Below are 19,631 nucleotides of genomic sequence, written 5' to 3'. Positions count from 1 at the left end.
GTGGTCAGCGGACGGGGAGGAGGGTCGTCAGCAGGTCGTCGAGGTTGACGAGCCCGGCGACGCGTCCGTCCGGGGCCATCGCCAGGCCGAGATGGCTGTGCCGGTTCCTGAGGACGGCGACGGCCTCGCCGACGGGCGTGCCGACCGGCACCGTGGGCACCGGATGCGCCAGCTCCCGCGCCGGTGTCGCCCGGCCGCGCGCCCGCGCCAGATAGGCGTCGCGGACATGCACCATGCGAGGCTCGCGGTCCCCGTCGCGCAGCATGATCCGGAGGCTGCCGGTACGGGCGGCGGCGTCGATGACCTCCTGCGGCGTCGCCTCGGCCGGGACCGACACGATCCGGGAGACCGGCACGACCAGACCCGCCAGCGGGGTGCGCGGCGCGTCCAGCGCGGCGGTGAGCAGCGACAGCTCGGTGTCCTCGATCAGCCCGAGGCGCCGCGAGTCCTGCGCGATGCTGCGCAGCTGCTCCGGGGTCCGCGACCTCTCCCGCGTGTCGGCGGGCTCCACGCCCACCACGCGCAGCAGCAGGTTCGTCGTGCCGTTCAGGACTGCGAGCAGCGGACGGACGACGGTGGCGAACGCGCGGAACGGCAGCCCGAGCAGCGTCGCCGACCGCTCCGGATCGGTGATCGCCCACGACTTGGGCGCCATCTCGCCGACGACCATGTGCAGGAACGTGACCAGCGCCAGGGCCAGGACGAACGCGACCGCGTGCGCCGCCCCGTCCGGCAGGCCCACGGCGTGGATCGCCGGCGCCAGCGTGTCGGCGATCACCGGCTCGGAGACCAGACCGAGGCCGAGCGAGCACATCGTGATGCCGAGCTGCGCCCCCGCCAGGGTCAGGGACAGCTCGTCGATCCCGGCGACCGCGGCCGCCGCGGCCCGCCCGCCCCGCGCGGCGGCCCGTTCCAGACGCGGTCGCCGCGCCGCCACCAGCGCGAACTCGGTGGCGACGAAGAAGCCGTTCCCGACCAGCAGCGCGAGGGTGACGGGCACGCCGAGCGACAGGTTCACCGGTCCCCACCCTCCTCCTCCGGGACGGCGCGCACCCGGATCAGCTCCGGCACGTGCCGGTGCACGGTCAGGACCTCGATGACCGCGGTCCGGGCGGGCTGGTCCAGCCGGTTCGGCGGCAGGTCCACGACGACGACGTCCCCGGGCCGCGCCACCCGGCCGAGCCGCTTCAGCAGCAGGCCCGCGACGGTCTCGTAGTCGCCCTCGGGCAGTTCGATGCCGGTCTCGTGGGCGATCTCGTCGGTGCGCAGGGCGGCGTCGGTCGTCCACCACTCGCCGGTGCGGATCGCGAGGTCGTCACCGGGCTCGTTCTCGTCGGCGATCTCCCCGACCAGCTCCTCGGCGACGTCCTCCCAGGTGAGCAGGCCCGCGAACCCGCCGTACTCGTCCACCACGCAGGCCATCGACTCCCCGGCCGTCCGGAGCCGCTGCAGCACGTCGGGCAGCGGCAGCGACGACGGCAGCAGCAGCGGCGCCCGCGCGATGTCGCGGACGGTGGTGCGGTCCGCCTCGCCCGGGTCGAGCCGGACCAGTTCCTCCAGGCCGACGACGCCGACGAGGTCGTCGACGCTGTCGCCGACGACGGGATAGCGGGAGTGACCCGTCGCGGAGATCACCTCGCTTAGCTCGGTCACCGGCGCCGACGCGGGCACGGTCACCGTGTCGACACGCGGGATCATGACCTCCTCGGCGTCGCGTTCGGAGAAGACCAGCGCCCGCTCCAGCAGGTCCGCGTGACCCGCCTGGAGCTTCTCGCCGGACTCGTCGATGATGTGCGCGAGCTCCTGCAGCGTCGCCCCGTGGTGCAGTTCCTCCGCCGGCTCGATCCCCGCGGCCCGGACGAGCCGGTTCGCGGACGCGTCGAACAGCCTGATCAGCGGGCCCGCCACCACCAGGTAGGCGAGGGTGGACGCGGCGAGCACCCGCGCCATCGACTCGGCCCTGACCAACGCCAAATTCTTCGGGAACAGCTCGCCGAGGATCATCTGCACCACGGTGGCGAGACCGAACCCGAGCGCCACCGCCACCCCGCCGGACGCCGCGTCCGGCACTCCCGCGGCGCGCAGAACCGGGTCGATGAGATCGGCCAGGGCGGGTTTGGCGATGAACCCGACGACCAGCGCGGTGACCGTGATACCGAGCTGCGCGCCGGAAAGCATGAACGACAGCCGTCCCATCACCTGCAGCGCCCGCGCCGACGCCCGGTCGCCGTCCGCGGCCCGCTGCTGGAGGAGGGGCCGGTCTGCGGTGACGAACGCGAACTCCTGCGCCACGAAATAGCCGGTCGCGCCCGTCAGCACGAGGATGGCGAGCAGCCCGAGCACGGCGGTCACCCGGCCCTCCCTCCCTCCACGGCGCGGCCCATGCATGATCCTCTTACCCGCCCGGTACCTCACCCCACCAGGCGTTCGAACCGTTTCCGGGCGGTTATCACCCGCACGGCGTGGAATGATCCCTGGACGAGCAGAGGCCGTGGCAACGAGGTTCTCGGGGGGACGCCCATGCCCAGACCGTTCGCGTCGTCCGCAGATCTGGGCGACAAGACGCAGACGCTGGAGGTCCTGGCCGACGGCGTCTACGCGCTCACCGCGGAGGGCGACCCGAACGTCGGGGCCATCGAGGGGGAGGACTTCCTCGTCTGCTTCGAGGCCCTCGCGACCCCGGCCGCGGCCCGCGACTGGCTCGCCGTCCTGCGCGAGCACACCGACAAGCCGATCCGGTACCTGGTCCTGTCGCACTACCACGCCGTCCGGACCCTCGGCGCCAGCGCGTTCGGCACGCCGGTGATCATCGCGCATGACCGGACCCGCGCGCTGATCGCCGAACGCGGCAGTCAGGACTGGGAGTCGGAGTTCGGTCGGATGCCCCGGCTGTTCAAGGACCCGGACGGCATTCCCGGCCTCACCTGGCCGACCCTGACGTTCTCGCGCACGCTCACCATCGACCTCGGCGGCGACCGCGGCGACCTCCACCTGGTGTACTGCGGGCGCGGCCACACCGAGGGCGATCTCGTGGCGTGGCTGCCCCGGCACCGGATCCTGTTCGCCGGGGACCTCGTGGAGACCCAGGCCGCGCTGTACACCGGCGACGCCTTCCACCGCGAATGGGCCACCGGGACGCTCGACCATGTCTCCTCGTTCGGCGCGCGGACGCTGGTCGGCGGGCGCGGCGCCGTCGCGCACGGCGGGAACGCCGCGGACGCCGCCGTCGGCCAGACCCGCGACTTCCTGAACACGATGATCCGGGAGACCCGCCGGGTCCGGGCGGACGGCGGAACGCTCAAGGACGCGTTCGACGCCGTCCACGCCGCGCTCGCGCCCACCTACGGACGCTGGCCGATCTTCGAGCACTGCCTGCCGTTCGACGTCTCCCGACTCTGGGACGAGCTCGACGGCGTCGAGCGCCCCCTCGTCTGGACGGCCGAGCGCGACCGCGCGGTCTGGGCCGAGCTTCAGCGGTAGTCGAAGCCCGGCGAGTGTTGCATTTTGCGCGTCCGTGGCATTCCCGACATTCCCCACCGTTCCGGGGCGGGTGTCGGCGGTGTCCGGGGCGTGACCCGACGGCGGTTCTCCGGGAACCGCGACCCCGGCCAATGCCGGATGGAAAGGCGATTTGCCCGATGCGCACGTAAGGGCCGGGGTGCGGACAAATCCGCCCCCGGCCCCTGGCGTCCGTGCCGGAACTCCTCCGGCGCGTGGCGACCGCTAGTGCGCGGCCTCGTACTGCTCGATCACATTGGCGGGGATACGACCCCGCTCATTGACCTTGATGCCGCGGCTCTTCGCCCACTCGCGAATCTCGGCCGAGCGCTCGCGGCTGCCCGCCGTCCGTGCGGCGCGACCGCCGCGACCGGAGGGCTTGCGCGCCTTGCGGGCGCTGGCCACGAACGGCTCCAGGCCGTTGCGCAGCTTGCTCGCGTTCTTCTTGCTCAGGTCGATCTCGTAGGACGTGCCATCGATGGAAAAGCTGACGGTCTCGTCGGCCTCACCACCGTCGATGTCATCCACGAGAAGGACTTCGACCTTCTGTGCCATGCGGGGACTCCCCTAACTATGCGTCCGGCTTCGCGTCCGGATGTGCCTTGATGAATGCAGCATAGACCTCATCCGATATCTTGCCACGTTCAGAGACTTCGATGTTACTGCGCAATGCCCACGCGCGGACATCACCGTTCGTGTAGCCCTTGATCTTCGCGGCGCCGGACTTGCGGCCCTTCCGGGCGGGCTTCACCTCGGCGGCGTTCTGGATGAAGGGCTCGAGCGCGTCCAGCATCTCGTTCAGACGCTTGAAGTTGTCGTCGCTCAAGTCGATCGTGAACGTCCGGTCCAGGACTTCGAAGTCCCGCTTTGCGACATCGGCTCCTTCGGAGCCGTCGATGTCGTCCACCCGAATGACCTTCTCGGCCATGTGTACCCGTGTTCCTTCCCCTCGCCTGCGCGGCGATCCTTGACCGTAGCGGATTCCGGCGCCCCGTACGCCACCGGGACGCGCGAGCCGGCCGGAAGGCGTCGCCCGCACCGGTCGCGTCCGTGTCACATTCCCATCGCCTTCCCGCCGCGCCCCAGGTCACCGCCCAGATCGCGACCCGGGTCCCGTCCCCTCACGACCTCGTCAAGGCGGCGCGACCCGCTCCCGCCGGGACGACCGCGCCGGGCTCCGGATCGGATCGCCCACGGCACCGCACGGAAATCGAGTTACGGTCAAAGCGCGCATGTCCCTCGGTTCGCCGGGAGCGGCCGTCACCACTGCCCAATTCGCCATGAGGGAGTGGAAAGATGGTCAACTCCCGCCGACCGCGCGGACCGCAAGCGGGAGCGACTCGGGCGTCCGCGTGGGCCGGACGGCGCGCGGATCACCACCGATCAGGAATCCGCGTCCACGGCACCGACAACGCGCCGTCCGCGGGTGAACGCGGCCCGTCCATGATGGACGACTTCCCCGTCCCCGAGAAAATCACCCATTTCGGCCATGAGCGGATACCGAGCGGGTCGTGCACGCGCGCGGTTCGGGCGCCCACGGCCATTTCCGGCTGCCCGAGTCCCGCGCCGAGTACACGACCGCCGACTTCCTGTGCGACACGTGGCCGACGGCACACGTGTTCGTGTGCTTCTCCCGTCACGGGATCGTACGGCTAGGCCGACACTGTACGGGATGTTCGCGGCTTCGTGACGAAGTTCTCCACACGACAGGACGACTTCGACCTCGTCGGCAACAATATGCCGGTCTTCTCATCCTAGGACGGCATCAAGTTCCCCGACTTCGTGCACGCGGTCAAGCCCGAACCGCCAAGGAGATCCCGGAGGCGTCGTCCGCGCGTCCACACTCTGGACTTCGCGCGGTCCAACCCGATGATGGGGTTGATGACGGACCGGGCGCTTCTCCGCGATGAGGCCGAGGTTCGGCCCGCGCGCCTTCCGGTTCGCCAATGCCGAGGGGCGCACCACGTTCGTGGAGTTCCACGGGAAGCCTCGGCCCGACGCCCATTCGCCCGCCGGGGAGGCGACCCGGAAGATCGCCGTAAGCCCCGGACTTCGACCCCCGAGATCTGCGGAACCGGCACAACGACGGCGACATTCCCGAGCACGCGACGTCGCGCACTTCCGGGGCGGACCTCAGGCCAGGCCCATCTCCCGCCGGACGGCCTCCAGCTCGACCGCCATCGCGTCGGAGAGCGCGCGGGCGCCCGAGAGCGGCCGCACCATCACGCAGAACTCGTCGATGAGCCCGTCGTCGTCATGGTGCAGGAAGTCGCAGCCGTGGATCTCGCGGTCCCCGACCCTGGCCGTGAAGACCAGCGCGTGGTCGCGGCCCGCGCCGATCTCGCGGACGTAGCGGAAGTCCGCGAACACCCGGGTCACCGCGCGCAGGATCGCCGCGACCGCCTCCCGCCCCTCGCAGGGCGCGTACGCGACCGGGCTGAGGAAGGTGACGTTCTCGGCCAGCAGCGCCGGGAGGGCCGCGATGTCGCCCCTCTCGACGGCCGCGCGGAACGGGTGCATCGGGCCCACCTCCATGCTCGGCTTCCCGGCTCGCCCGGAGGCGACGCGGGAAAGCCTAGGGCCCGTGGGCCCCGGCCGCGATCACCGCGGCCGGTTCAGGCGCCGGGCTGCAACAGCACCTTGATCGCGCCGTCCTGCTTCTTCTGGAAGATCTCGTAGGCGTGCGGCGCCTTCTCCAGCGGCCAGCGATGCGTCGCCAGGTCCATCACGCCGAGCGGGTCGGCGTCGTCGGTCACGAGCGGCATCAGCTCGTCGATCCAGCGTTTGACGTGCGCCTGGCCCATGCGGAGCCCGATGCCCTTGTCGAACATCCGCAGCATCGGCATCGGGTCCGTCATACCGCCGTACACGCCGATGACGGAGATCGTCCCGCCGCGCCGGACGATCTCGACCGCGGTGCCGAACGCGGCGAGCCGGTCCACGCCGACGCGCGACATCAGCGGCGCGGCCGAGTTCCCCGGCAGCAGCCCGGCGAGGGTCTGCGCGAACTTGGCGCCCGGCGACCCGTGCGCCTCCATCCCCACCGCGTCGATCACCGAGTCGGTGCCGCGCCCCCCGGTGAGCTGCCGGACCGCGTCCGGAACGTCGTCGGCGTCATCGGAGTCGATCACCTCGATGCCGTGCCGCCGCGCCATCTCCAGCCGCTCCGGCACGAGATCCACGGCGATCACCCGGTGACCGAGATGCCGGGCGATGCGGGCGGCCATCTGCCCGATCGGTCCGAGACCGAGGACGGTCACCGAACCGCCCGCCGGGATCGCGGCCCAGTCGACGGCCTGCCGCGCGGTCGGCAGCACGTCCGACAGGTACACGAACCGCTCGTCCGGCGGGCCCTCCGGCACCTTGATCGGACCGAAGTGCGCCTGCGGCACCCGCAGGTACTCGGCCTGCGCGCCCGGGACCTGGCCGTACAGCCTGGTGTAGCCGAACAGCGCGGCGCCCATGCCCTCCTCGCGTACCTGCGTCGTCTCGCACTGCGCGTACATCTGCAACTCGCACATGTGGCAGTGGCCGCACGAGATGTTGAACGGGATGACCACCCGGTCGCCGGGTTTGACGTGGCTGACGTCCCGCCCGGTCTCCTCGACGATCCCCATGGGTTCATGGCCGAGGATGTCACCGGCGCTCATGAACGGTCCGAGCACCTCGTACAGGTGCAGGTCCGAGCCGCAGATCCCGGACGAGGTCACCCTGATGATCGCGTCGTCCGGCTCCTTGATCACCGGGTCGGGCACGTTCTCGACCCGGACGTCCCGCTTGCCGTGCCAGGTGACCGCCTTCATCGTGATCTCCTCCAGAACCCCCGCGGACTTCGGTGTCTGAGCCGCCCTACCCGGTCGACCGGCCCGAAACGTCACGTCCCGGGCCCGGCGGGCATCCCGGCGACCTCACCGGGAGTAGGTGCCGACGAGCGCCGCGGAGGCGAGCACGTCGTCCTTGAGGGCCGCGCGCAGGTCGTCCGCCGAGAAGCCGGACGTCAGCCCGGTCGGCCTGCGCAGCGCGTACAGCGTGAAGACGTAGCGGTGCGGTGGGTCGCCGACCGGCGGGTGCGGCCCGCCGTAGCCGAGCTGCCCGAAGTCGTTGCGGCCGCGGGCGATGCGGGGACGTTCCTCGCCCGCCGCGAGCCCGTCGCGCTCGGGCGGGATGCCGCCCGCCATCCAGTGGACGAATGTGCCGCCGGGCGCGTCCGGGTCCACGCAGGTGAGGGCGAGCTCCAGACACGCGGCCGGCACTCCCGACCACCGCAGCGCGGGGGAGAGGTCGCCCGACTCGTGCGAGTACATCGGCGGTATCGGCGCGTGGTCGGCGAACGCCGGGCTGCTCAGCGTCAACTCCTCCATGAGGCCGTCGTGCCCGGTGCCCGGCGATCGATGCGGCGGCCCGGCGGCGTTTGAAACGGGTCAGCTCGGCAAGTGCCTCGGTGGGCTCGGGTGAGGCGGGACCTCGGGTGAGGTGGGACCTCGGGTGAGGTGGGACGAGGAGGAAGCCGGATGTCGGCGGTTCGGGGCGGGGACGACACCAGTGTCGCCGACGCCCTCGCGCTGCACCGCAAGGGGACGAGGATCAGCGACGTCCTGGCGACCACCGACCACAAGGTGGTCGGCTACCTGTATCTCGGGACCTCGTTCACCATGTTCCTCATCGCCGGGCTGATGGCGATGCTGATGCGGGCCGAGCTGCTGGAGCCGGGCCTGCAGATGATGGACGAGCTCCGGTACAACCAGCTGTTCACGATCCACGGCACGATCATGATGCTGCTGTTCGCGACCCCGCTGTTCGCGGGGTTCGCCAACGTGATCGTGCCGTTGCAGATCGGCGCGCCGGACGTGGCGTTCCCGCGCCTGAACACGCTCACCTATTACCTGTTCCTGTTCGGGTCGTTGCTCGTCCTGGCCGGGTTCGTCACGCCGGACGGGGCGGCGGCGTTCGGCTGGTTCGCCTACGCCCCGCTGACACTGGAGACGTTCTCGCCCGGCTCCGGCAAGGACCTGTGGATCATGGGTCTGATCGTGGCGGGGGTCGGCACCACGCTGACCGCCGTCAACATGATCACCACGATCATCACGATGCGCGCCCCGGGCATGGTGATGTTCCGGCTGCCGATCTTCTGCTGGAACGTGATCCTGACCAGCCTGATGGTGATCATCGCGTTTCCGGTGCTGACCGCGGCGCTGTTCGCGCTGGAGGCCGACCGCAGGCTCGGCGCCCACATCTACGACCCGGCGCACGGCGGCGCGCTGCTCTGGCAGCACCTGTTCTGGTTCTTCGGACATCCCGAGGTCTACATCGTGGCGCTGCCGTTCTTCGGCATCGTCACCGAGATCATCCCGGTTTTCGCGCGCAAGCCCCTGTTCGGCTATCTCGGCATGGTCGGCGCGACCATCGCAATCGCCGGGCTGTCCATGACGGTCTGGGCGCACCACATGTTCGCCACCGGCCGGGTCCTGCTGCCGTTCTTCTCGATCACCACGTTCATGATCGCCGTGCCGACCGGCATCAAGTTCTTCAACTGGGTGGGGACGCTCTGGAAGGGGCATCTGACGTTCGAGGCCCCGATGCTGTTCGCGCTCGGGTTCCTCACGACGTTCCTGTTCGGCGGGCTGACCGGCGTGATCCTCGGGTCACCGGCCATGGACTTCCATCTCACCGACTCGTTCTTCGTCGTCGGCCACCTGCACTACGTCCTGTTCGGCACCGTCGTGTTCGCCATGTTCGGCGGGTTCTACTTCTGGTGGCCGAAGATGACCGGCCGGAAGCTGGACGAGACCTGGGGCAAGATCCACTTTTGGTCGCTGTTCGTCGGGTTCCACACGACCTTCCTCGTCCAGCACTGGCTCGGCTCGGCGGGGATGCCGCGCCGCTACGCCGACTACCCCGACGAGTTCGCCACGCTGAACCTCGTGTCGTCCGTCGGCTCGTTCGTCCTCGGCGCGTCCACGTTCGCGTTCCTGTGGAACGTGCTGCGCACCTGGCGGCGCGGCGAGAACGTCGGCGTGGACGACCCGTGGGGCGCGGGCGGTTCACTGGAGTGGGCGACCTCGTGCCCGCCGCCGCGCCACAACTTCACGTCCATGCCGCGGATCCGGTCGATCCGTCCCGCGTTCGACCTGCACCACCCGCTCGACGTCACCGGTCGTCGCTCTTCCGGCCGTCTCGGCGAAGGTCGCCCTGGCCGCCCCCGTGCGACTCGCTCTGGTAGTTGAGGTAGAAGCGGTTGACGCGGGTCCGCACCTGGGCGCGGGCGCGGTCCGGTGTCGGCAGCGGGATGAGGTGGCGCGGGTAGGGGGCGACGAGTTCCTCAGGCCGCCGGGTCCGCAGCAGGGCCTCCCGCTCGTCCGACGGCCGTTCGTGCCGCTCGTGGAACCCGCCCTCCGGGCTCCGGGAGATCAGGCCGCTCTCCACACCCTCCGCGCGCTGCCGGAGGTCGCGCCGTTGCAGGCTGAGACAGACCCGCCGGGTGATGGTGAACGCCAGGAGCGGCGCGACGAAGAACCCGACGCGAAAGAACCAGGTCGTCCAGAACAGCGGGATATCGAACGCCCAGGCGATGACGTCGTTGCCGCCCGCCGCCCACAGGTTTCCGTACCAGGCGATGACGGCGGCGCCGATCGCGGTCCTGGTCGCGGCGTTCCGGGGCCGGTCGAGGAGATGGTGGAGGCGTTCGTCGCCCGTCGCCCAGCGTTCCACGAACGGGTACAACGCGATGAACGTGAAGAACACCCCGGGCAGGACGACGGCGGGCACCAGCACGTTCCACATGATCGTGTGGCCGAACAGGTTCGTCTCCAACCTCGGCATGATGCGCAGGGACCCTTCGAGGAACCCGACGTACCAGTCGGGCTGGGAGCCGAACGACACCTCGTCCGGCTCGTAGGGCCCGTAGAGCCAGACCGGATTGACCTGCGCGAACGCCGCCAGCCCGGCGAGGACGCCGAACGTGAACAGGAAGTAGGCGGCGCTCTGCGCGGCGAAGTGCGGAAACGTCGGCTCGCCGTGCACCGCCCGTTCCCGCCTGCCCCTGCCCGGCCACTGGGTGTGCGTCTGGTGCCACAGGATCATCAGGTGCGCGGTGATGAGCGCGAGCAGCAGAGCCGGGATGAGCAGGATGTGGACGGTGAACAGTCGAGGGATGAAGTCTACGCTCGACGGGAACTGCCCGCCGAAGGCCCACAGGGCCAGATACGTCCCGACGACGGGGATGGACAGCAGGATGCCCTCGAAGATCCGCAGCCCGGTGCCGGACAGCAGGTCGTCGGGCAGCGAGTAGCCCGCGAATCCCTCGGCGAGCGCCAGCGCGAACAGCGTGGTGCCGATCAACCAGTTGATCTCCCGTGGCTTGCGAAACGCGCCGGTGAAGAAGATCCGCAGCAGATGGATCGTGATCGCGGCGAGGAACACGATCGCCGCCCAGTGGTGGATCTGCCGCATCAGCAGCCCGCCCCGCACGTCGAACGTCAGATGCAGCGCGGACGCGTACGCCTCGCTCATCCGCACGCCCTTCAGCGGCGCGTACGAGCCGTCGTAGATCAGGACGGCGCCGCTCGGCTTGAAGAACAGCGTCAGGTACACGCCGGTGATCAGCAGGATGACGAACGAGTACAGCGCGATCTCGCCGAGCAGGAACGACCAGTGCTTGGGGAACGCCTTGCGGAGGTTGGCCCGCAGGAAGGCGGTGGAGCCGAGCCGGTCGTTGACACCCCAGGCCAGACCTTCGAGCCGCCCGGTCTTCGCGCCGCCCTTCCGTCCCGCCATCGCCCACCCCCCGGCCGAGCACATGGAACCCGCAGCCCCGGTACCCCCGGCCGTACTCGGCAAACGCGGCGGTCGGCGGGTCAGGCGACGCGCGGCGGGGTGGGGGAGGAGGTGAGCCGGTGGCGCAGGTCGCGGATGTCGGCGCGGAGCCGGTCGGCGTTGCGGGGGTCGCGTTCCAGGCCGCCGAGACCGTCCTCGATCAGGTCGAGCTCGATGGCGCGCAGCCGCGCGAGCTGGCGCCGCGGCTCCCCGGAGGGCACGTCCCAGCGCTCCTTGCGGCGCCACTTGCGGTGGGCGAGGACATGGCTCTCGCCCGGTACCAGCACCCCGGAGGCGGTCTCGGCGTGCGCCGTCCGCCGGAAGTGCGACAGGTAACGCCGCCTCGACAGCCGGTACGCGAAGATCGCCATGAGAAGGATCGGGGCGCCCTTGAACGGCAGCAGCACCACGCCCGGCAGGACGGGCGCGTCCCACCAGGAGTGCAGCGCCATCGCGACGACGAACGCCCCGGTCGCCAGGGTGACGCTCGTCCGGGACGTCCGACCGAGCAGGCAGCCGAGGCCCGCGCCGCCGATCGCCGTCATCGCCCAGTGGCTCCACCAGGCTCCGCCGACGACCCGGCCGGCGAACGAGAAGAGCGCCGCGTTCACGTCCTGCGTCCCGCCCGTCAGGATGATCGTGTTCAGGACGTAGAGGAGGTTCTCGGCGATCTGGAACCCGAGACCGGTGAGCGCGCCGTAGCCCCATCCGTCCAGCGGGCCGCGGACCGCGGTCGGCGCCATCAGCGCCAGCGTCACCACCCCGAGCAGCTTCAGGATCTCCTCGTCCACGGGCGCGGCGACGGCCGCGCCCCAGGTGCTGTTGAAGACGGGCCCGGCCGTCTTGCCGAGCACCGCCTGGAACGCCGCGTTCGTCGGCAGCGCCAGGCCGAACGCGGCGAACGCGCCCCACGCCACCGCGATCAGCGTGTACCCGATCGGACGGGTCCGGACCGGATGCAACCGGCGCAGGGCCCAGACGCCCACGACCGTCGCCGGTGTCAGCAGCACGACCCCGGTGATGACGCCGAGGGGGAACTCACGGACCGCGGCGTCCATCGTGCGCACCGCGATCCACGCCCCGACCAGGCACGCCGCCGCCCACAGCCAGAACGCCGGACGGCGGATCACGGCTCGGAGTCCGAGGATTCGGACGTCCAGGGGGCCGCGATCGTCACGGTCCGCGCCATCGCCTGGACCTGCGCGGCCACGCTCTGGAAGGAGAGCGGCGGACCGGCCGCCGTCACCGTCGCGCCCAGCGTGTCGGTGGCGTAGACGGTGGCCGTGCCGACCCGGTTCCGACCGGTGATCGTCCCGGTGAGCCCGGTCAGGCCACCCGTCGTCTCGATCGGTTCCGGCCGTTCCCCGAGCCGCATGTGGCCGCCCATCGCGATGAGACGGCCTAGCCCGTGCCACAGGTCACGGGCGTCGAACGGGGTCAGCGGGACGGCCACGCTCAGGTTGAACACGACGTCCGCGCGGGTCAACTGGGCATAGCCGCTGAGTAAGGAGTCTTCCGCTTCGAGGAACCAGCCGTCGTGCCGGACCGTGATGGTCACCGGTCGAACACCGTTGCGTTCCACGCCGATCGACACGACCGTCCCGGGCGCGAGCGGCCTGGCACCGTTTCCGAGGACCTCGTTCAATAACGGCAGACCCGCGCACAGCACCGACAGCGTCAGTGCCACGAGTCCCGTTCCCCACCATTTCACGCGCGCCACACGAACCCCCCGAATGACCCGTCCTGCGGGAATGCCCCTTGACCGGGGCGCTAAACGGCGCCGGGCGCGTACGGGTAAGGTGGGCCGACCCATGACAGCATCTCTGACCCGGCCGGTCATCGTCTCCCGGCTGCGGGCCGCGGGCTGCGTGTTCGCCGAGGACGAGGCCCGGCTCATCCTCGCCACGGCCGCCACGGCGGACGACGTGTCGGCCATGGTGGAGCGGCGCGCCGCGGGGCTGCCCCTGGAACACGTCCTCGGCCGGGCCGAGTTCTGCGGCCTCCGCGTCGCCGTGGACCCCGGCGTGTTCGTGCCCCGCCGCCGCACCGAGTTCCTCGTCCGGCACGCCGCCGCGCTCATGCCGCCGCGTCCCGTCGTGGTCGACCTGTGCTGCGGTTCCGGCGCGCTGGGAGCCGCGCTCGTCTCCGGTCCGCCCCTCCACGGAAGGGACGGGTTCACCCTGCACGCCGCCGACGTCGATCCAGCCGCCGTGCGGTGCGCCCGCCGCAACGTCGTCCCGCTCGGCGGGCACGTCCACGAGGGCGACCTGTTCGGGCCGCTGCCGGACGGGTTGCGCGGCACCGTCGACGTCCTGCTCGCGAACGTGCCGTACGTCCCGGCCGCCGAGGTCGAACTGCTGCCCGCGGAGGCACGGCTGCACGAGCCGCGCGTGGCGCTCGACGGCGGCACGGACGGTCTCGACGTCCTGCGCCGCGTGACCGCGGAGGCGGCGGCATGGCTGGCACCGGGCGGACGGCTGCTGTTCGAGACCGGCGACCGGCAGGTGCCCGCCGCGGTCGCGGCCGTCGAACGGGGCGGCCTCACCGCGACGGTGACCGTGTCCGAGGAGTTCCACGCCACAGTTGTTACGGGCACCAAGCCTGTGTAAAACCCGATATTTGGGTAAATGGCGCTCTAGGACGACCCGAAGGAGTGAATTATCATGCGCCGCATCACCGCAGCGCTCAGCGCCATCGTCAGCACCGTCGTGGGCGTGGTCACCAGCATCGTGACGCTGCCGTTCCGGGTGCTTCAGCGACTGTTCACCCCGTCGCGCCGCCGCTCGATGCGTTCCCGCCGTAGGGCGGTCTGACCTGCGGACGCCGCACCGGGACCGGACGCTGGGCAAGGTCCCGGTGCGGTCCGGGCCGGGAAAAGCAATTGCGCGTGCCCACCCTATGCCGCACCCTATGAGTAACGAGCGGCACGGCCGAACGCGGAATGGCCGCGCCAGGGCCGTCGGATGTTCTCTGACGGCTCTTCTCATGCCGCACAGGCCTAATCGGTGAGGCACCCGGCTTCCACCCGGGAGAATCGAGTTCGAGTCTCGAGTGCGGCTCTGGACTGGACTGGCGGGAGTAACGACCCCCGGCCGGTCCACCGTGTGTCCAGGCGGGCGGACGCCACCGCCCGCCGGGGGCACCCATCGGCATGCCCTCGACTTGACTCGGTCTTGTCGTCTCGCTTATTTTGGCGTTCAAATATTGGTCGTCAAAGTAACGGTCGTCGAGCGGCCGCGCGGAGGAACGATGAGCGACTTTCCCGCCTACGCCCCGTCCGAGGAGCACGAGCTGCTGCGGCGCACGGTGCGCGAGCTGGCCGACGACAAGATCGCTCCCTTCGCGGCGGACGTGGACGAGGAGTCCCGTTTCCCTCGTGAGGCCCTGGACGCGCTGGTCGCGGCCGACCTGCACGCGATCCACGTCCCCGAGGCGTACGGCGGCGCGGGCGGGGACGCGCTGGCCACGGTGATCGTGATCGAGGAGGTCGCCCGCGCGTGCGCCTCGGCCTCGCTGATCCCGGCGGTGAACAAGCTCGGCACCGTCCCGCTGCTGCTGTCGGGCTCGGAGGAGCTGAAGCGCCGCTACCTGGGGCCGGTCGCCCGCGGCGAGGCCATGTTCTCCTACGCGCTGTCGGAGGCAGACGCCGGCTCGGACGCCGCGGGCATGAAGACCCGGGCCGTGCGCGACGGTGACACCTGGGTGCTGGACGGCACCAAGATGTGGATCACCAACGCGGGGGAGTCGGAGTTCTACACGGTGATGGCGGTCACCGACCCGTCCGCCGGAGCCCGGGGCATCTCGGCGTTCGTGGTGGAGAAGAGTGACCCCGGCGTGTCGTTCGGGCCGAAGGAGCGCAAGCTCGGCATCAAGGGCTCGCCGACCCGGCAGGTGATCCTGCAGGACGTCCGCATCCCCGGCGACCGGATCATCGGCGCGGAGGGCACCGGCTTCAAGACGGCGCTGGCCACCCTCGACCACACGCGCATCACCATCGCGGCCCAGGCCCTGGGCATCGCGCAGGGCGCGCTGGACTTCGCGCTCGGCTACGTCAGGGAACGCCGCCAGTTCGGCAAGCCCATCGCCGACTTCCAGGGCGTTCAGTTCATGCTGGCCGACATGGCCATGCGGCTCGAAGGCGCCCGGCAGCTGACCTACCACGCGGCGATCAAGTCCGAACGGGCGGCGCACGGGGAACGGATCCCCGACCTGACGTTCGTGTCGTCGGCGTGCAAGACGCTGGCCTCGGACGTGGCGATGGACGTGACCACCGACGCCGTCCAACTGCTCGGCGGGTACGGCTACACCCGGGACTTCCCGGTCGAGCGGATGATGCGCGACGCCAAGATCACCCAGATCTATGAGGGCACCAACCAGATCCAGCGCATGGTCATGGCACGCCAGCTTCTCAAATGACCGTCACACGGCGGGCAGGCGCAGCTCGAAAAGCGCGCCGCCCTCGGGTGCCTCGCCGACCGTGAGGTCCCCGCCGTGCGCCCGCGCCAGTTCCCGGGCGAGGGGCAGGCCGAGGCCCGCGCCTCCCTCGTCGCGGCTGCGGGCGTCGTCCAGCCGGACGAACCGCTCGAAGATGCGTTCCCGGTCGGCGGGCGGCACGCCCGGCCCGTCGTCGGCGACCCGCAGGACCGCCGCGCCCGCCTCCGCGCCCAGTGACAGCCGTACGGCCGAACCCGCGTGCCGTTCGGCGTTGTCGAGAAGGTTGCCGACGATCCGCGCGAGCCGCCCTGGCACGCCCATGACGGTCGGATCGGCTTCGATGGACGCCTGGACGGGGACCCGGTCACCGCCCGCGCGCCGGTCGAGGACCTCCCGGACGAGGCCGCCCAGCGCGACACTCCGCTCCGGTGGACGGTCCCCCGCGTCGATGCGCGCGAGGAGCAACAGGTCGGCGGCGAGATCCTGAAGGCGCACGACGTCCTCGGTCAGACCGTCCACGTCCAGCGGCCCGGGATGCGCCGCCGCGACCTCCAGTTGCGTGCGCAGCGACGCGATCGGGCTGCGCAGCTCGTGGGAGGCGTCCGCCACGAACGCGCGCTGCCGCGCCACCGAGTCCTCCAGCGCGGCGAGCGTCTCGTTCGTCGTGACCGCCAGCCGGGCGATCTCGTCCCGCGAGTCGGGCACCGGCACCCGCCGGGCCAGGTCGCCCGCCGCGGTGATCTCGGCCAGCTCGGTCCGGACGGCCTCCACCGGCCCCAGCGCCCGCCGGGTGACCAGCCATGTCACGCCCGCGACCACGCCCAGCAGCAGCGGCAGCCCCGCGAGCAGCGCCCGGGAGACGGTGCCGACCGCGTCCCGCGCCGCGGCCAGGTCCGCGCCCGCGTACACGGTGACGGTCTCGTCCTCGGGCGTCGTCACCTCGACCGCCGCGAACCGGTACTGGGCGGTGCGTCCGTCCACGGTCGCGGTGCCGGTGAAGATGCGCGGGCCGTCGTCCGACACCTCGCCGCGTCCGGGGCCGTCGTCCGCGTCGCCGGAGTCGGAGTCGCGGTCGTCGGCCGGAGGCGGCGTCCCCTCGACGGACTCCAGGTCGTCGTTGGCCGCGCGGACGCGACCGCTCCCGTCCACCACCCGCACCGGGTGATCGTCGCCGTCCGGAAGGTCCAGAGAACGGTACGGGACGCCCGTCGCGAGCTGCGACGCGATCTCCCGCGCCGCCACCTCCGCCTCCAGATCGGTCTGACCGCCGAGGTTGGCGCGCAGCAGCAGTACCAGCGCCGTCCCGGCCGCGACCAGCGCGACCGCCACCACGGCGGTCGCGCCGAGGGTCGTCCGCGCCCGGACCGAGGTCGGACGCCGGATCCTGTCACGGATCACGCGGCACGCCTCCGTCCCTGGCCAGCCGGTATCCCGCCCCGCGCACCGTGACGATGGACCGGCGCCCGAACGGGACGTCGAGTTTGCGGCGCAGGGCGCTCACGTACACCTCGACGATGTTGGGATCGCCCTCGTAGGCGAGGTCCCACACCGCTTCGAGGATCTGCGTCTTCGACACCACCAGGCCCGCGTTCACCGCCAGATGCTCCAGCACCGCGAACTCCTTGGCGGTCAGCTCCACCTCCACCTCGCCCCGGAACACGCTGCGCGCCCCCGGGTCCACGGTGAGATCGCCCAGCACGATGGTCGGCGCCGCGCCCCGCGTCCGGCGGCGCAGCAGCGCGCGGATCCGGGCGACCAGCACCACGTACGAGAACGGCTTGGTGAGGTAGTCGTCGGCGCCCGTGTCGAGGCCCTCCGCCTCGTCGTACTCGCCGTCCTTGGCGGTCAGCATCAGGATCGGCGTCTCCTCGCCCGCGGCCCGCAGCTCCGCGCACACCCGGTAGCCGTTCATCCCGGGGAGCATGATGTCGAGGACGATCAGGTCGAACTCGCCGCCGAGCGCGCGGTCGAGTCCCTCGGCGCCGTCATGGACGGTCTCGACCACGAACCCCTCGGCCGTCAGACCCCGGGCGAGGGACGCGGCCAGGCGTTTCTCGTCCTCCACGAGCAACAGGCGCATGCCCACAGCGTGCCAAACCGTTCCTGAAGGCGGCTTCAGGTCATTTCAGGAACCGCACAGGAACCCCCGGCATCGTCGAGGGCAGAACACGACGAACTGGAGGATGTCATGAGGTTCGACACACGGCGCCTGGTCCCCGGGCGCAGGCTCTCGGGACGCGGCGTGCTGGTCGCGGTGGTCGCCGCGGGCGTCCTCGCGGGCGGGGGAGCGGCCAGCGCGTTCGCCGCCGACCCCGACGACGGTCCCCGCGGCACCACGCCGACGGCGCCCTCCACGGCGCCCACCACGGCGCCCACCACGAACGCTCCCGAACCCTCGGTCACGGCGGCGGAGGCCGCGCAGGCGGCACTCAAGGCGGTTCCGGGCGGCACGGTGACGGAGATCGAGCTGGACGACGAGAACGGCAGGACCCTCTGGGAGGTCGAGGTCACCGACCGGAACGGGGCCGAGCGCGAGCTGGTCGTGGACGCCGCGACCGCCAAGACCCAGGAGGCACCCAAGACCGACGACCGCGACGACCGCGACGACCGCGACGGCGACTGAGGGCGCTCGAGCCGCGCGGAGCGGCGCCCTTGACATGCAGCCATCCGGCTACCTAAACTTTAGGCAGCTGGATGGCTGCATTTTTGGGACGGTACATGGACATGGTCTTCAAGGCGCTCGCCGACCCGAGCCGCCGACGCCTGCTGGACAGCCTGAACGCCCGCAACGGGCAGACCCTGCGGGAACTGTGCGCCGGGCTGGACATGGCCCGGCAGTCCGTCAGCAAGCACCTGGCGGTGCTGGAGGACGCGGACCTGGTGACGACACGGCGCCGGGGACGGGAGAAGCTCCACTACCTCAACGCCGCCCCGATCAACGCGATCGCCGACCGCTGGATGAGCCGGTACGACCGGGACCGGGCGAGTGCGCTCGCCGACCTCAAGACCGCATTGGAGCAGGACGAGATGGCCGCAGACGAGTTCGTCTACACGACCTACGTCAAGACCACACCGGAGCGGCTGTGGCAGGCGCTGACCGACCCGGCCTTCACCCGCCGATACTGGGGCGTCACCTTCGAGACCGACTGGTCACCGGGCTCTTCGATCACCTGGCACGAGGAGAACGCGACGATGACCGACCCGGAACAGGTCGTCCTCGAAGCGGACCCGCCCCGCCGCCTCTCCTACACCTGGCACACGTTCACCACGGGCTGGGCGAAGGCCGTGGGCGTGGACGAGGAGAAGCGCGCCGAACTGCTGACCGAGCCCCGGTCCAAGGTGACGTTCGAGATCGAGCCGGTCGGGGAGACGGTCAAGCTCACGGTCGTCCACGAAGGGGGCGAGATCCTCCTCGGCATGTCGCGTCATGGCTGGCCTCAGGTCGTGTCCGGCCTCAAGACCCTGCTGGAGACAGGCGAGCCCCTGCCCGCGGGTTGAACCGCCCGCCGGTCGCCCCTGGGCGGGATGGTCGGGGTCAGCGGCGCAGGCCGGTGCTGCCGCCCGACTCCTCCTCGCCGTCGGTGGAGGGCTCCGGTTCGAGGTACTCGTCGTCCGGCCACAGCCTGTCGGCGAGGAAGGCGAGGTACTCCTCGTCGGCGGGGTCGAGTTCGGCCGTCATCGACTCCGGATGGACGGCGAGCGGTCCGTGCGGCGGTGGGTCGGGGCTCGGGGCGCGGGACGGGACGTGCGGCATGGGACGAAGCAGTCTCGGCAGGCAGAGGCCGAACAGGGCCGCCAGTGACACGAGGACCAGGACCGTGGTCACACCACACCGTCCTTCCGCGGTCGAGTCCGCACGATTCCTATGTAAGGAGCAAAACAGTTGA

20 protein-coding genes, 1 tRNA gene and 2 pseudogenes are annotated in these 19,631 nt (G+C 71.0%); 10 read left to right on the top strand and 13 right to left on the bottom strand.

Annotated elements, in window-relative coordinates; translation table 11 throughout:
• Positions 1-4: 4 nt before the first annotated feature.
• Together BZB76_RS14035 and BZB76_RS14030 are read right to left on the bottom strand one after the other, a co-directional pair.
• Complete coding sequence (locus BZB76_RS14035) at positions 5-1,018, bottom strand: hemolysin family protein (protein WP_121434821.1); 1,014 nt, start codon at positions 1,016-1,018, stop codon at positions 5-7.
• The gene (locus tag BZB76_RS14030; protein WP_121434820.1) at positions 1,015-2,352 is read right to left on the bottom strand and encodes a hemolysin family protein; all 1,338 of its coding nucleotides are present in this window, start codon (positions 2,350-2,352) and stop codon (positions 1,015-1,017) included. The genes BZB76_RS14035 and BZB76_RS14030 overlap by 4 nt, the downstream gene beginning before the upstream one ends.
• A 168-nt stretch (positions 2,353-2,520) precedes the next feature.
• Between BZB76_RS14030 and BZB76_RS14025 the strand changes: the two genes are divergently transcribed.
• Entirely contained in the window at positions 2,521-3,480 is a 960-nt protein-coding gene (locus tag BZB76_RS14025) for an MBL fold metallo-hydrolase (RefSeq protein WP_121434819.1), read from the top strand.
• A gap of 243 nt (positions 3,481-3,723) precedes the next feature.
• On the opposite strand, the gene BZB76_RS14020 is transcribed toward BZB76_RS14025, so the two are convergent.
• Both BZB76_RS14020 and BZB76_RS14015 read right to left on the bottom strand, forming a co-directional pair.
• Entirely contained in the window at positions 3,724-4,053 is a 330-nt protein-coding gene (locus BZB76_RS14020) for a histone-like nucleoid-structuring protein Lsr2 (RefSeq protein ID WP_121434818.1), read from the bottom strand.
• A 16-nt stretch (positions 4,054-4,069) separates the two neighbouring features.
• The gene (locus BZB76_RS14015) at positions 4,070-4,426 is read right to left on the bottom strand and encodes a histone-like nucleoid-structuring protein Lsr2 (RefSeq protein WP_121434817.1); all 357 of its coding nucleotides are present in this window, start codon (positions 4,424-4,426) and stop codon (positions 4,070-4,072) included.
• Between the two features lie 368 nt (positions 4,427-4,794).
• Between BZB76_RS14015 and BZB76_RS36675 the strand changes: the two are divergent.
• Positions 4,795-5,123: pseudogene (locus BZB76_RS36675) on the top strand (catalase); the annotation flags it as partial.
• Between the two features lie 43 nt (positions 5,124-5,166).
• Positions 5,167-5,256, top strand: a pseudogene (locus BZB76_RS36670) (catalase); the annotation flags it as partial.
• Between the two features lie 375 nt (positions 5,257-5,631).
• Here the strand turns inward: BZB76_RS36670 and BZB76_RS14005 are convergent.
• The 3 genes from BZB76_RS14005 to BZB76_RS13995 all read right to left on the bottom strand — a co-directional run bounded on the left by BZB76_RS14005 (position 5,632) and on the right by BZB76_RS13995 (position 7,859).
• Positions 5,632-6,018: a nuclear transport factor 2 family protein gene (locus BZB76_RS14005; RefSeq protein WP_121435468.1), complete on the bottom strand. Its 387-nt coding sequence runs from the start codon at positions 6,016-6,018 to the stop codon at positions 5,632-5,634.
• A 95-nt stretch (positions 6,019-6,113) separates the two neighbouring features.
• On the bottom strand, positions 6,114-7,301 hold the full coding sequence (locus tag BZB76_RS14000) for a zinc-dependent alcohol dehydrogenase (protein WP_121434816.1): 1,188 nt from the start codon (positions 7,299-7,301) through the stop codon (positions 6,114-6,116).
• Positions 7,302-7,406: 105 nt separating this feature from the next.
• Positions 7,407-7,859 carry a YbhB/YbcL family Raf kinase inhibitor-like protein gene (locus BZB76_RS13995; protein WP_121434815.1) on the bottom strand — a complete coding sequence of 151 codons (453 nt, stop codon included), beginning with the start codon at positions 7,857-7,859 and terminating at the stop codon, positions 7,407-7,409.
• Between the two features lie 150 nt (positions 7,860-8,009).
• Between BZB76_RS13995 and ctaD the strand changes: the two genes are divergently transcribed.
• Positions 8,010-9,722, top strand: coding sequence for an aa3-type cytochrome oxidase subunit I (ctaD, locus tag BZB76_RS13990; RefSeq protein ID WP_121434814.1), 1,713 nt, complete (start codon positions 8,010-8,012; stop codon positions 9,720-9,722).
• Here the strand turns inward: ctaD and qcrB are convergent.
• The 3 genes from qcrB to BZB76_RS13975 all read right to left on the bottom strand — a co-directional run bounded on the left by qcrB (position 9,646) and on the right by BZB76_RS13975 (position 12,997).
• Complete coding sequence (qcrB, locus tag BZB76_RS13985) at positions 9,646-11,271, bottom strand: cytochrome bc1 complex cytochrome b subunit (RefSeq protein ID WP_121434813.1); 1,626 nt, start codon at positions 11,269-11,271, stop codon at positions 9,646-9,648. The genes ctaD and qcrB overlap by 77 nt on opposite strands.
• 80 nt (positions 11,272-11,351) lie before the next feature.
• Entirely contained in the window at positions 11,352-12,440 is a 1,089-nt protein-coding gene (locus BZB76_RS13980) for a PrsW family intramembrane metalloprotease (protein ID WP_121434812.1), read from the bottom strand.
• On the bottom strand, positions 12,437-12,997 hold the full coding sequence (locus BZB76_RS13975) for a hypothetical protein (protein ID WP_121434811.1): 561 nt from the start codon (positions 12,995-12,997) through the stop codon (positions 12,437-12,439). The genes BZB76_RS13980 and BZB76_RS13975 overlap by 4 nt, the downstream gene beginning before the upstream one ends.
• 124 nt (positions 12,998-13,121) lie before the next feature.
• On the opposite strand from BZB76_RS13975, the gene BZB76_RS13970 reads away from it, so the two are divergent.
• The 4 genes from BZB76_RS13970 to BZB76_RS13960 all read left to right on the top strand — a co-directional run bounded on the left by BZB76_RS13970 (position 13,122) and on the right by BZB76_RS13960 (position 15,726).
• On the top strand, positions 13,122-13,919 hold the full coding sequence (locus tag BZB76_RS13970) for a putative protein N(5)-glutamine methyltransferase (protein ID WP_121434810.1): 798 nt from the start codon (positions 13,122-13,124) through the stop codon (positions 13,917-13,919).
• A 54-nt stretch (positions 13,920-13,973) separates the two neighbouring features.
• Complete coding sequence (locus BZB76_RS34770; RefSeq protein ID WP_170180633.1) at positions 13,974-14,123, top strand: LPFR motif small protein; 150 nt, start codon at positions 13,974-13,976, stop codon at positions 14,121-14,123.
• Between the two features lie 174 nt (positions 14,124-14,297).
• Positions 14,298-14,369, top strand: a tRNA-Gly gene (locus tag BZB76_RS13965).
• A 190-nt stretch (positions 14,370-14,559) separates the two neighbouring features.
• Positions 14,560-15,726 (top strand): acyl-CoA dehydrogenase family protein, encoded by a 1,167-nt coding sequence (locus tag BZB76_RS13960; protein ID WP_121434809.1) that lies wholly within the window; start codon positions 14,560-14,562, stop codon positions 15,724-15,726.
• Positions 15,727-15,729: 3 nt separating this feature from the next.
• Here the strand turns inward: BZB76_RS13960 and BZB76_RS13955 are convergent, their stop codons facing one another.
• Both BZB76_RS13955 and BZB76_RS13950 read right to left on the bottom strand, forming a co-directional pair.
• On the bottom strand, positions 15,730-17,142 hold the full coding sequence (locus BZB76_RS13955) for a sensor histidine kinase (RefSeq protein ID WP_246006941.1): 1,413 nt from the start codon (positions 17,140-17,142) through the stop codon (positions 15,730-15,732).
• Positions 17,132-17,824 carry a response regulator transcription factor gene (locus tag BZB76_RS13950; protein ID WP_121434808.1) on the bottom strand — a complete coding sequence of 231 codons (693 nt, stop codon included), beginning with the start codon at positions 17,822-17,824 and terminating at the stop codon, positions 17,132-17,134. The genes BZB76_RS13955 and BZB76_RS13950 overlap by 11 nt, the downstream gene beginning before the upstream one ends.
• 108 nt (positions 17,825-17,932) lie before the next feature.
• Here BZB76_RS13950 and BZB76_RS13945 point away from each other — a divergent pair, with 108 nt between their 5' ends.
• Both BZB76_RS13945 and BZB76_RS13940 read left to right on the top strand, forming a co-directional pair.
• Complete coding sequence (locus BZB76_RS13945; protein WP_121434807.1) at positions 17,933-18,367, top strand: PepSY domain-containing protein; 435 nt, start codon at positions 17,933-17,935, stop codon at positions 18,365-18,367.
• Between the two features lie 95 nt (positions 18,368-18,462).
• Positions 18,463-19,242, top strand: a complete 780-nt coding sequence (locus tag BZB76_RS13940) for an ArsR/SmtB family transcription factor (RefSeq protein WP_121434806.1) — start codon at positions 18,463-18,465, stop codon at positions 19,240-19,242.
• Between the two features lie 37 nt (positions 19,243-19,279).
• Here the strand turns inward: BZB76_RS13940 and BZB76_RS13935 are convergent, their stop codons facing one another.
• The gene (locus BZB76_RS13935) at positions 19,280-19,570 is read right to left on the bottom strand and encodes a hypothetical protein (RefSeq protein WP_121434805.1); all 291 of its coding nucleotides are present in this window, start codon (positions 19,568-19,570) and stop codon (positions 19,280-19,282) included.
• Positions 19,571-19,631 lie beyond the last annotated feature (61 nt).

Source organism: Actinomadura pelletieri DSM 43383, from assembly GCF_003634705.1.
GTDB classification, from domain to species: Bacteria; Actinomycetota; Actinomycetes; order Streptosporangiales; family Streptosporangiaceae; genus Spirillospora; species Spirillospora pelletieri.
The sequence above is the reverse complement of the archived record's forward strand: the minus strand, read 5'-3'. Positions and strand labels throughout refer to the sequence as shown.